Below are 13,076 nucleotides of genomic sequence, written 5' to 3'. Positions count from 1 at the left end.
TTGATGCATGAACTTTATTCAACGCATTGAATGAACTGATATGTAAGATGGTCTGGCCCTTCGAACGCGGGCACAACAACGCAAGGAGCGTGCTTTGGAAGTTTCATTTCACGAAGAAATCAAGGCCCTGCGCATGGGCGAGGGCGAGGTCTTTCATGGCGAAGGCATTTTGGCCATCACCAAGGGGCTGCTGCAGTCGGGCGTGAGTTATGTGGGCGGCTACCAGGGCGCGCCAGTCTCGCACCTGCTGGATGTCATGGTGCAGGCCAAGCCCTACATGGACGAGCTGGGCGTGCATGTGGAGGCGTGTTCCAACGAAGCGTCTGCTGCGGCCATGCTGGGCGCGTCCATCCATTACCCGATTCGCGGTGCGGTGACCTGGAAGTCGATTGTGGGCACCAACGTGGCGGCTGACGCGCTGTCCAATTTGTCCTCGCCCGGCGTGACCGGCGGCGTGCTGATCGTGGTGGGCGAAGACTACGGCGAAGGCGCGAGCGTCATTCAAGAGCGCACACACGCCTATGCGCTGAAGTCGGGCATGTGCCTGCTGGACCCCCGGCCCGAGCTGGGCCAGATGGTCAACATGGTGGAGCACGGTTTCAGGCTGTCCGAAGCGTCCAACATGCCAGTGATGATGGAGCTGCGCATCCGCGCCTGTCATGTGCGCGGCCAGTTTGTGGCCAAGGACAACCAAGCCCCCAAGCTGTCCAAAAAACACCTGATCGACGAACCCGCAGGCTTCAACTACATGCGGCTGGCGCACCCGCCTGTGACCTTTGCGCAAGAAAAACGCAAAGTCGAGCACCGCTTGCCCGCCGCCCGCCAATACATTGCCGAGCAGCGCCTGAACGAGCACTTTGAAGGCACAACACATCGCCACCTGGGCCTGATCGTGCAAGGGGGTCTGTACAACACGCTGATCCGCGCTTTGCAACAGTTCGACTTGGCCGATGCCTTTGGGGTGACCAGCCTGTCGGTGCTGGTGCTGAACGTGACGTATCCGCTGGTGCCTGACGAGCTGGTGAATTTCTGCAAAGACAAATCGGCCGTGCTGCTGCTCGAAGAAGGCCAGCCCGAATACATCGAGCAAGAACTCGCGCTGATGCTGCGCCGCCTGGACCTGCAAACCCCGCTGCACGGCAAAGACATGCTGCCCTCGGGTGGTGAATACACCGCCGAGGTCATGGCCCAGGGCCTGCTGAAGTTTTTGGACCGTCACCAAGCCGAAGCCGTGCCCGAAGCCACACGCCAATGGCTGACCACCAATGGCGAGCGCCGCCAACAAGTGCAAGCCCTCTTGGGCACCCCGTTGCCAGCGCGGCCACCGAGCATGTGCATTGGCTGCCCCGAGCGGCCCGTTTTCTCGGCCCTCAAGCTGGCCCAGCAAGATGTCGGCCCGGTGCACATTTCTGGGGATATCGGCTGCCATGCCCTGGCCACTTTCGAGCCGTTTTCGGTGGGCCACTCGATCTTGGGTTACGGCATGAGCTTGGCCAGTCGGGCGGGCGTTTCGCCTGTCATGAAGCGGCGGGTCTTGTCGGTCATGGGCGACGGCGGTTTTTGGCACAACGGCCTGCTCACGGGCGTGCAAAGTGCGCTGTTCAATGGCGACGATGCGGTGCTGCTGATCTTCAAGAACGGCTACACCTCGGCCACCGGCACGCAGGACATCATCAACACGCCCACCGACATCGCCAAAGAGCTGGCGGGGGACAAGCGCCAGAGCATGGTGCACACCAACCAGACCATCGAGTCCACGCTCAAAGGCCTGGGCGTGCAATGGCTGCGCACGGTGCACACCTACGAGGTGAGCCACATGCAAGCCACGCTGACCGAAGCCTTCACCACCGAGTTTCAGGGCCTGAAAGTGATCGTGGCCGAAGGCGAATGCCAGCTGGAGCGCCAGCGCCGCATCAAGCCCTGGCTGGCCTCGTTGCTGTCCAAAGGCGAGCGGGTGGAACGCGTGAAGTACGGCGTGGACGAAGACGTGTGCAACGGCGACCACGCCTGCATCCGCCTCTCGGGCTGCCCAACCCTCACGCTCAAAGACAACCCTGACCCGCTGAAAGTGGACCCGGTGGCCACCGTGATCGACGGCTGTGTGGGCTGCGGCCTGTGCGGCGAAAACGCGCATGCAGCCACGCTGTGCCCATCCTTCTACCGCGCCGAAGTGGTGCAAAACCCCAAGCTGCACGAGCGCCTGTGGGCCCGCTGGCAAAGCCTGGCCACACGCTGGTTGCAACCCGCTTGAAACGCCCATTCCAGAGACAGATCATGACCCAACCGATTTCCATTTTGCTGTGCGCCCTGGGTGGCGAAGGTGGCGGCGTGCTGGCCGACTGGCTGGTCGACGTGGCCCGCCACGCAGGCCACCCGGCACAAGCCACCTCCATTCCCGGCGTGGCGCAACGCACCGGGGCCACCACCTATTACCTGGAAATTTACCCCCTGCCCCACAGCCAGCTGCAAGGCCGCTTGCCGGTGTTGGGCCTGAACCCGCTGCCTGGGCGGCTCGATGCGCTGGTGTCGTCCGAGTTGCTGGAGACCGCACGCCAAATTGGCAACGGCCTGGCTTCAAGCGACCGCACACTGGTGATCAGCGCCTCATCGCGGGCACTCACCACCGCCGAGAAGATGACCATGGGCGATGGCCGCCGCCCCGAAGGCCCCCTGCTCGACGTGGTGGCTGCGCACAGCCAGCGTCACCATGTGATGGACATGGCCCGCCTGTGTCAGGAAAGCGGCACCCTGGTCAGCGCGGTCATGTTGGGAGCCATTGCGGGCAGTGGCTTGCTGCCTTTCACACGCGAACATTACGAAGCGGTGTTGGCAGGCCCGAGCAAGGCGGCGCAAGCCAGCTTGCGTGGCTTTGCGTCGGCTTTTGACTTGGTCACGCGCCAGCGCGAGCAGGCGCAGTATGTTGAGCATGTGATGAAACCTGCTGTGCCTGCGCCCTCTGCATCTGAATCTTCAGCGGCGGCTTTGCCTTCAGATGTGGCCACCAAGTTTCCAGCCGAGCTGCACCCCCTCATGGGCTTGGCGCACCAACGCTTGGTGGAATACCAAGGCCCCGCTTATGCCCGCCTGTATGTGCAGCGGCTCGAACGCTTGCTCAGTGCAGAAGCCAATTCACCCGACAGCACCCGCCCAGTGACCTTTGAAGCCACCCGCTGGCTGGCCCTGTGGATGGCGTTTGACGACATCATCCGCGTGGCCGACCTGAAAAGCCGCGCCAGCCGCTGGGACCGCGTCACACAAGAAGTCAAAGCCAAAGAGGGCGATGTGCTCAAGGTGTACGACCACTTCAAACCCGGCGTGCCCGAGCTGGCGGCTCTGCTGCCACAAGGCTTGGCCAACCGGCTGCTGCGCTGGGACCGCGCCCGCGTGGCCCGAGGCCTTGCGCCATGGTCCATGCCGCTCAAGGTGGCGCGGCATGCGCTGTGGGGCATGGCCAGCTTGCGCTTCTTGGCCAGCCTGCGCGTGCTGCGCCCCCTGGGCAGCCGCTATGCCACCGAACAAACCCTGATCGAAGAATGGCTGGGCGGCATCGAAGCGGCCACGCGCCTGTCCCCCGCGCTGGGTCTGGAGTTGGCGCGTTGCGGGCAGCTCATCAAAGGCTACGGCAGCACCAACGAGCGCGGTAAGGACAACCTGCTGCACATCCTGCGCCATGTGTGCGGACCAGCCTCCCAAGTACCTGTGGCCGAGCAAGCTGAGGCGGTGGCCCGCATCCGCCAAGCGGCCTTGCAAGACGAGGCCGGTCAAGCGCTTGATCAGGCTTTGCTGCAACATGGTGCGCCAGCCCGTCCGGTCAAGGAACAACCGGTGCTTTGGATGAAGAATCCGAGACTGCAAAAATCCTGACCTCATCAACGACACTGAGCCCATCCAAAAACAAGGAGACAAGCATGACAAAAACCCAATTTTTCTCACGCCGAGCCATCGGCACCGCCCTGCTCGCCATCGCTGCAGGCCCTGCCCTGTGCCTGAGCGCCGCCGCGCAAAGCTGGCCCACCAAGCCCATCAAAATCGTGGTGAACTTTCCACCGGGTGGCGCGGCTGACCAGATTGCCCGTGCCATTGGCGTGCCCTTGGGCGAGGCGCTGGGCCAGCCTGTGGTGGTCGAAAACCGGGGCGGTGCCAACGGCAACCTCGGCGGTGAAATGGTCGCCAAATCACCCGCCGACGGCTACACCCTGCTCATGAGCTCCGGCGGCATGGTGTCGGTCAACCCCCATATCTACGCCCGCATGCCCTTTGACCCCGCCAAAGACCTGGTGCCCGTGGCCTCGGCCGCCCGCGTGCTGGTGTTTCTGGTCGCCAAACCCAACTTTCCGGCCAACACCATCCAAGAATTTCTGACCCATGTGAAGGCCAACCCCGGCCGCTTGTCGTATGGCTCGGCAGGCAACGGCAGCTCACCCCACTTGGCTGGCGAAATGATGAAAAGCCAGGCGGGCCTGTTTGCCGTGCATGTGCCCTACCGGGGTGCAGCACCCGCGCTGCAAGACGTGTTGGCGGGTCAGTTGGATTTTTACTTTGACCCCGGCATTGGTCTGGGCCAAGTGCGTGCGGGCAAGCTCAAGCTGCTGGCCGTGGGCAGCATGAAGCGCTCTCCCCTGTTCCCGAACGTACCCACATTGGACGAAGCAGGCCTGAAAGGGTTTGATGCCGATTCGGTGTTCGGCTTTTACGCGCCTGCGGGCACGCCCGCCGATGTGGTCAACCGTGTGAACCGCGAGATCAACCGCATTTTGGGCACACAAGCCTTGAAGGACCGCATCCAGAATTTGGGCGGTGAGGCCCTACCCTTGACCCCCGCCGAGTTCGGTGCCCGCGCTGCGGACGATTCCAAACGCTTTGGTGCCATCATCCGCGAACGCAAGATCAGCGGAGATTAAAAAAAGCTCAAACCCCGGCCAACTCGCGCAGCGCCTGCGGGTTGGGCAGGCCCAGCACACGACCGCCGCCACTGATCAGCTGGCGTTCGCGCAAATGGCGCAAAACCCGCGAAAAGGTTTCGGGCGCGATGCCCAACTGGGCGGCGATGGTGCGTTTGCGTTCGGTCAGCTTCACGGCCAGACCGCCCGACGGGTCAGTGGGTTCGGCATGGCGCAGCAGCCATTCGGCGCATCGCGCATCGGCGTCTTTGGCCACGCGGCTGACGGCGAGTTCGGTTTGTTGGCGCTGTGACCGCGCCATGTCCATGAGCAGGTTTTGCGAAGCCTCGGGCAAGGCATGCACTTGTGCCACAAAATCGGAAACGCTCACGTACTGCAAGCTCACCTGAGTTTCGGCGACGGCATCCACCACATGTGGAAGGTCCAACAAGCCCGAAGCGGCTTCAAGCCAAAAAGGCCCTTCCACCACGCCCAACTGATGCGCCATTTGGCCGTCCATCACCACCCCCAAGACCACACGCCCTTGCATGACATGCACGATGCGGTCCACCCGGTCCCCGCGACGCAGCAATGCGGTACCGGCCCCATGGGTGACGATGGGCTCGGACAAAATGTGCAAAGAAGTATCCAACATGATGACCCTGAATGTGCCAGAGCGGGCGGTGTTTGGCTTTGACACACATCAAATCAGCGCGATTGACCCCGCAGGAATTCCAGCGGCCAAACCTCTTGGGTCATGGCAGCAGGCCGACTTTGTCCGTCATGGCTGTGGCCCAGCCGCCGACAACCCTTCCCCGGCGAGATGGATCACAGCCCTGCCAGGGACACACTCACCGACGCAGACGAAGGACTGGTGCCTGCGCTGTTGCTGGCGCTGACCGAGCAGACGTAAGAAGCACCTCGGGTCAGCCCCGTGACGGTGACAGGGCTGCTGGCAGACTCGCCAAACCACAGAACGACGGGACTGGTGGCCGCAGCACCCAGGGGCACTTCAAGGGCTTCGGCGCAGGTGGCTTTGTAGCCAGTGATGGCAGCACCCCCGTCAGATGCGGGGGGTGTGACATTTAAGCGGACACTGGCGCTGGCACGGTCTGGCGTAGCGGCGTCCACGGTGGGTGCACCAGGAACACCCACGGTTGCCTGGCCTGATCCCCCACCACCACAGGCAGACAAACCCATCACCACACAGCTTGCGCCCATGATTTGAGCGCCACGACGAAAAACTTGAAAGATCATGAAAACCCTGACTTGTATCCCTGACACACGTTTTTAAAAAACCACCAAGGAATTCTAAATAGGATTGAATTTTGATCTTTTTTTTTATTTTCAAGAAAACAATCACAAGCCGTCATTGAAGCATTAACCAAGCAAACCTGGCCCATCAGCGCCTTAACCCATCGAGCTGCATCACAGCACCAGCATGGCCCTGAAGTCATTCACATTGGTGTGTGTGGGTCCGGTGATGACCAGATCGCCCAAGGGTTCAAAGAAGCCATAAGCATCGTTGCGCTGCAGGTGCTCGTCCACCTTGTGGCCCAACGCCAGGGCGCGGGTCAGCGTGTCGGGGCTCACTTGCGCCCCGGCGTTGTCTTCAATGCCGTCAATACCGTCGGTGTCGGCGGCCAAGGCCCACACGCCCGCTTGGCCTTGCAACGCTTGCGCCAGCCCCATGCAAAACTCGCCCGCCCGGCCCCCGCGCCCCTTGGGCACACCGGCGGCTTGGGGCTTGATCGTCACGGTGGTTTCGCCACCGCTCAAAATCACACAGGGCTTGGTGAAGGGCCCCAGACCCTTGGCCGCCGCACGGGCCAGCGCCGCGTGCACCTTGCCTACTTCGCGCGACTCGCCCTCAATCTCGTCGCTCAGGATGTAGGCGTTCAGCCCCATGGCACGAGCAGCAGCAGCAGCTGCGGCCTCCAGCGATTGCTGGGGCGTGGCGATCATGTGCACACTGTGCCCCGCAAACACGGGCGAGCCGGGCTTGGGTGTTTCCCAAACACCCGACTGCAAAGCCTGCAGCACCGAATCAGGCACCGTGATCGCGTAGCGCTTGAGGATGGCCAGTGCATCAGCGCAGCTGCTGGCATCGGGCACGGTGGGGCCACTGGCGATGATGGACGGGTCATCGCCCGGCACGTCGCTGATGGTGAGCGTGACCACCTGCGCAGGGCTACAGGCCGCCGCCAGCCGCCCACCTTTGATGCGCGAGAGGTGCTTGCGCAGGCAGTTCATCTCGGAAATATTGGCCCCGCTGGCCAGCAGCTGGCGGTTGATGTCTTGCTTGAGCTGCAAATCGATGCCCTCGGCAGGCAAGGTCAGCAGCGACGAGCCGCCGCCCGAGATCAGGCACAGCACCAGGTCGTCGGCCGTCAAACCTTGCGTCAATTCCAAAATGCGCTCGGCCGCTTGCAAGCCCGCCGCATCGGGCACGGGGTGGGCGGCCTCGACCACCTCGATGCGCTCGGGCAATCCCGCCGGGCGCGGTGGCGTGTGGCCATAGCGCGTGACCACCAGGCCCGACAGTGGCGCGTCAGCGGGCCACAAAGCCTCGACCGCCTGCGCCATGGCACCCCCGGCTTTGCCAGCACCCAGCACCAGGGTGCGGCCCTTCGCAGAATCTGGCGGGGTGGGCAAATGGGCTGCGGTGTTGTGCAGGGGCAAGGCGCGTTGCACGGCCACATCGTAGAGGTGGCGCAGGAAATCCGAGGGATCGATCATAAGCAGAGACATCGGAGCAATCGAGAAAACCTGAGCATAAAGGTTTTACCTCGGAAGACGGGCGTTCAATGGAGGATTTTCGATCTCTCAGGGATGACTCATTCAGCCGAAATCTTGGCGGACTGGATCACTCGCCCCCAATACTCCAATTCTTTGCGAGTGTAGTCAGCCAACTGAGCCGGCCCCATGTGATCCACCTGGGTTCCCGCCTCCTCTGCCTTTTTCTTGACATCGGCTGTATTCAGAATTTTTGCCAATTCGTTGTTGAGCTGCAGCACCACTTCCTGTGGAGTCCCTGCGGGTGCATACAGTGCAAACCAGGAATCCAATGCAAATCCCTTGAAATCAGCTTCATTGGTCGTGGGCACTTGGGGCAAAGATGTCAAGCGTGCATTGCTGGTCACAGCCAGACCTTTGAGTTTGTCGGCTTTGATATGGTTCACGACCGAAGCAGGCGTGGTAAAAAACAAGTCCACTTGCCCTCCCAGCAAGTCCTGTACCGCGGGGCCTGCGCCCTTGTAAGGGATATGCGTGATCGATGTCCCAGACAGTTGTTTGAACAACTCACCGGCAATGTGTTGAATGGAACCATTGCCTGAAGAGGCATAGTTCAGCTTGCCGGGGTTGGCTTTGGCATAAGCGATCAGCTCACGCAGATTGTTGACCGGCAAACTGGCCTTTGCTGCCAAGATTTGTGGCGCTCGGGTCAGCATGGACACTGGTGCAAAATCTTTGATGGGATCCCAACCTGCTTTTTTGAACAAGTGCGGGTTACCGACTTGATAGCCACTGTAGGCCAACAGCAGTGTGTAACCATCGGGCTTGGCTTTGGCCACCATTTGGTTGCCGATGTTGCCAGAGGCCCCCGCCTTGTTATCGATCACGACCGGTTGCCCCAGCGCCCGTGACAATGGCTCTGCAATCAAACGCGCAGTGAAGTCGGTCGTACCGCCTGGCGCACTGGGCACGACGATGGTGACAGGGCGATCCGGAAACTTGCCCTGAGCCCCTACGTTGTGGGCACAAACCAAAGCAGTAACGCTTCCAAAAATGCTGATCCATTGACGTCTTTGCATGGGTATCTCCTTGTTCATAATTTCAGATTGGAAAGGGGCGTCATCTGTTTGGTAAACGTCCATCAATTGTTTGATCGCAGCCACTGCGTCAGCTCGTTTGTCACAAGCTCTGGTTGTTCGATCGTCGCGAGATGCCCGCAGCGCTCGATCACCGTGAGTTGAGCCCCTGGAACGCAGGCGGCCATGGCTTCATGGTCAGCCAGTGGGGTCACAGGGTCCTGCCTGCCACACATGACCAGTGTTGGTACACGCACCTGCGCCAGGTCGACATGCGAATCAGGCCTTCCCAGCATGGCCGTCTGCTGGTTGAACTGCCCCATCGCACCCACACTGCGTGCCATGTCAGACATCAGTTCCTGTAGCGCAACATCTTCCAGATGGTCAGGCAATAGCCAGCGTGAAGGCAACTCAGGTATGAGGGCCTCAATGCCACCATGCTGAACTGTGGCGATGTCCTTTTGTCTGCCTTGACGACGCGCCGGGTGATCGGCCACCGCCGTGGTATCGATGAGTACCAAACGCTTAAGACGAGGGAGTGCGCAGCGGATCGCTTCAAAGGCTACATAGCCTCCCAGTGACAAACCAATCCAGGTAAAGCGCTGCGGCATCGCAGACAACACCTGCTGAGCCATGCCTGCCATCGAATCGTGCTCGCGAAAGACAAACACCCTGCAGTCGTAAGCTGGCTGCAGCGCAGCAATCTGGTGCGCATACAACCGTTCGTCAGTCATGTGGGCGCAGGCGAAAGCCAACGCGGGTCGAGTGGTCATGGTGTGCTCTCTTAGATGCGTCAGTTGCTCAAGCCAACTCGGAAATTTCGATCAGGTTCAAGTCCGGGTCACGCACGTAAACCGAACGTATCTTTTGTGTCGCCCCCGTGCGCATCACTGGCCCTTCAATGATGGGCCAAGCTGCGGCGCTCAAGCGTTCGATCACCTGGGCCAGCGGAACCGAGGCGATGAAGCACAGATCCAGTGCACCCGGAACAGGCAGATGCGCTTTGGGCTCGAACTCTGAACCCTGCACATGCAAGTTGATCTTCTGGTTGCCGAACTTGAAGGCGCGACGCTCCACCGGTGGCGTACCACCGACGAAACTTTCAAGTTGCATGCCCAGGACGCGGGTGTAAAAATCGACACACGCAGTCTCACGGGCCGTGGTCAACACAAGATGGTCAAGATGATCAATCATGAAAACGCCTTTTTCAGTTCGGCCACCGAAGGTGGCGCGGGGTGCAAATCGGTGATGCGACCACTTTTGGCAACTTGTCCTGGTACCTCATGGCCAACGACAGAAGGCAACTGCGCGGCGATTAACAACAAGCGCTGCAGGTCTACGCCCGTGTCGTAGCCCATGGCCTCCAACATATGAATCGCATCTTCACTGCAGATGTTGCCACTCGCACCAGGCGCATATGGACAACCACCCAAGCCTCCCAATGAGCCATCGAATCGGTCAATACCCGACTGGACCGCAGCCAGCACGTTGGCCAGCCCCATGCCCCGGGTGTTGTGAAAGTGCAGCGTCAACTGCAAACTCGGAAAAAGGTTTAGCAACACGTCGCACATCTTCGCCACTTGCGCAGGCTGCGCCATGCCAGTGGTATCGCAAATGGTCAAACCACGCACACCCAGATCAGCAAAGCGCTGAGCCCATTGCAAGACCTCCTGCTGGGGAACATCACCCTCCATGGGGCAACCAAAACAAGCTGACAAAGACACATTGATCGGCACTTGCCCGCCGTAGCGCTGCACCACTTCGCGAAGGGCCGCAAAGCTGTTCTCGCGTGGCATGCGCAAATTGGCCAAGTTGTGGGTTTCAGAGGTGGACATGACCAGATTAAACTCATCGGGTCGGGATCCCAGGGCCCGCTCGGCGCCACGCAAATTGGGCACCAACACGGTGTACTCAACACCAGGCACGCGCTCAATGCGCCCCATCACCTCTTCTGCATCACGCAGCATTGGGATCGATTTGGCGGAAGTGAAAGATGTCACCTCGATCTTGGCGTAACCACATCCACTGAGCGCATTGATCAAGGCCACTTTGGTGTCGGTGGGCACATACTCGGGCTCCATCTGGAAACCGTCACGCGTCACCACTTCGTTGAAATGAATAAGCTGTTTCATGATGCGCTCTCTACAATGCCACGGTCTTTCAATGCCTGAATTTGACTGGGCGTCAAACCCAACTCTTTCAGGACCTGATCGGTATCCTGACCCAATTTCGGTGCATGACGACGATGAGTTCCCGGCGTAGTGGTCAGTTTGGGAACAATGCCTGGAACGCTCAGGGCTGTGCCATCGTCCATGATGATTTTTTGCAACATGCCGCGGGCCTGGTAGTGCGGATCAGCAGCAATGTCCGCCACGGTATAAATTCGACCGGCAGGTACAGAGACCGTCTCCAAGGCCAACAGCACCTCTTCGACCGTGCGTTCGGCAGTCCAGGCCCCAACCACCTCGTCCAATTCAGACACACGCGCTACACGACCGGCGTTATCAGCCAGCGTCGGATCGTTGGCCAAATCGTCACGACCCAGCAAAGTCATCAAGCGGCGAAAAATGCTATCACCATTGCCAGCTATCAAGGCGTACCCCCCGTCTTTGCACAAGTAGGCATTGGTTGGCGCAATGCCTGGCAAAGCACTGCCAGCAGGTTCACGAACCGCCCCAAAAGCGCTGTATTCGGGCAGCAAACTTTCCATGCAGTTGAACACCGCCTCGTATAAAGCGACATCGATCACCTGTCCATTCCCGGTGGCATGTCTGTGCTGCAAGGCGATCAAAATGCCAATGACACCATGCAAGGCCGACAAGGTGTCACCAATGCTGACGCCCACACGCACCGGCACGCGTCCGGGCTCTGCGGTGAGGTGCCGCAAACCACCCATGGCCTCTCCAATCACACCAAAGCCAGGTCGGTTGCGGTATGGCCCGGTTTGGCCATAGCCGCTGATGCGAAGCACGATCAATCGCGGATTGCTGGCCATCAGCACTTCGGGCGACAGGCCCCAGTCCTCGAGTGCACCCGGTCGGAAATTTTCAATCAACACATCGGCCTCGGTGGCCAATTGGCGAACCAGGTCTTGCCCCTCGGGTGTGCGCAAATCCAGTGCAAGCGAACGTTTGTTACGCGACTGCACCTGCCACCAAACCGAGGTGCCTTCCATGAGCATGCGCCATTTGCGCAGCGCGTCACCACTGCTGGGCGGCTCGATCTTGATCACTTCGGCGCCAAAATCAGCCAAAGTTTTGGCGGCAAAGGGTCCCGCAATCAGCTGGCCCAACTCCAGCACCTTCAAACCCGAAAGTGCATTGAGATCTTGGATGTGATGGGCAGTACTTGTGGCATTCATGCTCCACAGTGTCTTGCGGATGCCCCAATACGTCTATTGGTGAATCGCTCAGGCAGCCTTCGCGTTTTGCGAAGGCGAATTCAGGAAATCCCTGAAGTTGACAACCAGAGAATCGGCCTCTTTGCAAATACCCACTTTCAGCCGTCGGTGAGCCCATTCGTCCTTTAACGGACGCCAGCTGAGTTGCATCGCCCGGACAATTGGCAATGCCGCCACTTTGGGCAACAAGGCGATTCCCAACCCCGAAGCCACCAAGTGCCCCACGGCGTCGAAACTACGCACCTGCATGCGCAGCTTCAATGTTCGACCTGCTGCCATGGCCGCACTTTGCTGCTGCTGCAACAGGGCCGCACCGGGATTGAGACTGACCCAAGACTCGTCCAGTGCATCGGCAAAAGCCAAAGGGGATTTACCCACCAAGGCGTGATGCCTTGGCAATATCAAGACCAACTCATCCTGGCGAAAGTCCTTCACGTCCAAGCCTTCGGTGTCGGGGCCTTCCACAAATACCCCCAAGTCCGCACGTCCCTCGCGCAGAGCCTGCACCACATGCTCTGAAACCTGTTCCTCCAGATCGATCTGGACCTCAGGATGCAAATGGGTGAACTCGGCCATCAACGGCGGCAAAAACTGGTTGATGGCCGCTGTCCCTGCAAACAAGCGCACATGTCGTGCAATGCCCTGCCGCAGATCGGTCAACTCGCTCACCAAGCCATCCATCTCTTGGAGCAGAGCCAAGCCCCTGCGCATGAAAACTCTACCCGCCGGGGTGATGTCCAAACCACGCGAGTGCCTCACAAACAACTGACAACCGGTGGCGGTTTCCAACTCTTTCAAACGTCGACTGGCCGCAGGCAAAACCAGATTGCATTCCCGTGCAGCCGTGGTCAAACTACCGGTTTGGGCGCATAAAACCGCCAGTCGTATCGACACAAAATCAAATCGCGCCAGGTTGTATCCGGGCTTGGACATCAGCACATCTCCAGAAGGTCTTGTTCTGGCGTATTGTGCTGAATCCGAAAA

At 60.0% G+C, this 13,076-nt stretch carries 12 protein-coding genes; 3 read left to right on the top strand and 9 right to left on the bottom strand.

Features of this window, described 5'->3' with window-relative positions; all coding sequences use genetic code 11:
* Nucleotides 1-94: 94 nt before the first annotated feature.
* Genes B9Z48_RS09870 through B9Z48_RS09860 form a run of 3 tightly spaced genes read left to right on the top strand, consistent with a single transcriptional unit; the run spans nucleotide 95 to nucleotide 4,901 of the window.
* Nucleotides 95-2,251 carry an indolepyruvate ferredoxin oxidoreductase subunit alpha gene (locus tag B9Z48_RS09870; protein ID WP_108378059.1) on the top strand — a complete coding sequence of 719 codons (2,157 nt, stop codon included), beginning with the start codon at nucleotides 95-97 and terminating at the stop codon, nucleotides 2,249-2,251.
* A gap of 23 nt (nucleotides 2,252-2,274) precedes the next feature.
* Entirely contained in the window at nucleotides 2,275-3,864 is a 1,590-nt protein-coding gene (locus B9Z48_RS09865) for an indolepyruvate oxidoreductase subunit beta family protein (protein ID WP_108378057.1), read from the top strand.
* 44 nt (nucleotides 3,865-3,908) lie between these two features.
* The gene (locus B9Z48_RS09860; RefSeq protein WP_108378055.1) at nucleotides 3,909-4,901 is read left to right on the top strand and encodes a tripartite tricarboxylate transporter substrate binding protein; all 993 of its coding nucleotides are present in this window, start codon (nucleotides 3,909-3,911) and stop codon (nucleotides 4,899-4,901) included.
* Nucleotides 4,902-4,908: 7 nt separating this feature from the next.
* On the opposite strand, the gene B9Z48_RS09855 is transcribed toward B9Z48_RS09860, so the two are convergent.
* The 9 genes from B9Z48_RS09855 to B9Z48_RS09815 form a co-directional block, all read right to left on the bottom strand.
* On the bottom strand, nucleotides 4,909-5,535 hold the full coding sequence (locus tag B9Z48_RS09855; protein WP_089958763.1) for a Crp/Fnr family transcriptional regulator: 627 nt from the start codon (nucleotides 5,533-5,535) through the stop codon (nucleotides 4,909-4,911).
* A 173-nt stretch (nucleotides 5,536-5,708) separates the two neighbouring features.
* Nucleotides 5,709-6,137, bottom strand: coding sequence for a fibronectin type III domain-containing protein (locus B9Z48_RS09850; RefSeq protein WP_108378053.1), 429 nt, complete (start codon nucleotides 6,135-6,137; stop codon nucleotides 5,709-5,711).
* 171 nt (nucleotides 6,138-6,308) lie between these two features.
* A complete protein-coding gene (locus B9Z48_RS09845) occupies nucleotides 6,309-7,631 on the bottom strand; it encodes a glycerate kinase (protein ID WP_108378051.1) in 1,323 nt (440 codons plus the stop codon).
* An 86-nt stretch (nucleotides 7,632-7,717) separates the two neighbouring features.
* Nucleotides 7,718-8,695: a tripartite tricarboxylate transporter substrate binding protein gene (locus B9Z48_RS09840; protein ID WP_108378210.1), complete on the bottom strand. Its 978-nt coding sequence runs from the start codon at nucleotides 8,693-8,695 to the stop codon at nucleotides 7,718-7,720.
* A 62-nt stretch (nucleotides 8,696-8,757) separates the two neighbouring features.
* The gene (locus B9Z48_RS09835; protein ID WP_108378049.1) at nucleotides 8,758-9,465 is read right to left on the bottom strand and encodes an alpha/beta fold hydrolase; all 708 of its coding nucleotides are present in this window, start codon (nucleotides 9,463-9,465) and stop codon (nucleotides 8,758-8,760) included.
* Between the two features lie 28 nt (nucleotides 9,466-9,493).
* The gene (locus B9Z48_RS09830; RefSeq protein ID WP_108378047.1) at nucleotides 9,494-9,886 is read right to left on the bottom strand and encodes a VOC family protein; all 393 of its coding nucleotides are present in this window, start codon (nucleotides 9,884-9,886) and stop codon (nucleotides 9,494-9,496) included.
* Entirely contained in the window at nucleotides 9,883-10,824 is a 942-nt protein-coding gene (locus B9Z48_RS09825) for a hydroxymethylglutaryl-CoA lyase (protein ID WP_108378045.1), read from the bottom strand. Before B9Z48_RS09825 ends, B9Z48_RS09830 begins: the two co-directional genes overlap by 4 nt.
* Complete coding sequence (locus tag B9Z48_RS09820) at nucleotides 10,821-12,053, bottom strand: CaiB/BaiF CoA-transferase family protein (RefSeq protein WP_108378043.1); 1,233 nt, start codon at nucleotides 12,051-12,053, stop codon at nucleotides 10,821-10,823. Before B9Z48_RS09820 ends, B9Z48_RS09825 begins: the two co-directional genes overlap by 4 nt.
* Nucleotides 12,054-12,101: 48 nt before the next feature.
* A complete protein-coding gene (locus B9Z48_RS09815) occupies nucleotides 12,102-13,025 on the bottom strand; it encodes a LysR family transcriptional regulator (protein WP_108378208.1) in 924 nt (307 codons plus the stop codon).
* Nucleotides 13,026-13,076 lie beyond the last annotated feature (51 nt).

Origin of the sequence: Limnohabitans sp. WS1 (assembly GCF_003063265.1) — a bacterium.
Taxonomy (GTDB): Bacteria; Pseudomonadota; Gammaproteobacteria; order Burkholderiales; family Burkholderiaceae_C; genus Limnohabitans_A.
The sequence above is the reverse complement of the archived record's forward strand: the minus strand, read 5'-3'. Positions and strand labels throughout refer to the sequence as shown.

Excerpts from the sequence above, each read along its gene's own strand:
- B9Z48_RS09865 (WP_108378057.1), top strand. The coding sequence starts at position 2,275 with ATGACCCAACCGATTTCCATTTTGCTGTGCGCCCTGGGTGGCGAAGGT.
- B9Z48_RS09860 (WP_108378055.1), top strand. The coding sequence starts at position 3,909 with ATGACAAAAACCCAATTTTTCTCACGCCGAGCCATCGGCACCGCCCTG.
- B9Z48_RS09855 (WP_089958763.1), bottom strand. The coding sequence starts at position 5,535 with ATGTTGGATACTTCTTTGCACATTTTGTCCGAGCCCATCGTCACCCAT.
- B9Z48_RS09850 (WP_108378053.1), bottom strand. The coding sequence starts at position 6,137 with ATGATCTTTCAAGTTTTTCGTCGTGGCGCTCAAATCATGGGCGCAAGC.
- B9Z48_RS09845 (WP_108378051.1), bottom strand. The coding sequence starts at position 7,631 with ATGTCTCTGCTTATGATCGATCCCTCGGATTTCCTGCGCCACCTCTAC.
- B9Z48_RS09840 (WP_108378210.1), bottom strand. The coding sequence starts at position 8,695 with ATGCAAAGACGTCAATGGATCAGCATTTTTGGAAGCGTTACTGCTTTG.
- B9Z48_RS09835 (WP_108378049.1), bottom strand. The coding sequence starts at position 9,465 with ATGACCACTCGACCCGCGTTGGCTTTCGCCTGCGCCCACATGACTGAC.
- B9Z48_RS09830 (WP_108378047.1), bottom strand. The coding sequence starts at position 9,886 with ATGATTGATCATCTTGACCATCTTGTGTTGACCACGGCCCGTGAGACT.
- B9Z48_RS09825 (WP_108378045.1), bottom strand. The coding sequence starts at position 10,824 with ATGAAACAGCTTATTCATTTCAACGAAGTGGTGACGCGTGACGGTTTC.
- B9Z48_RS09820 (WP_108378043.1), bottom strand. The coding sequence starts at position 12,053 with ATGAATGCCACAAGTACTGCCCATCACATCCAAGATCTCAATGCACTT.
- B9Z48_RS09815 (WP_108378208.1), bottom strand. The coding sequence starts at position 13,025 with ATGTCCAAGCCCGGATACAACCTGGCGCGATTTGATTTTGTGTCGATA.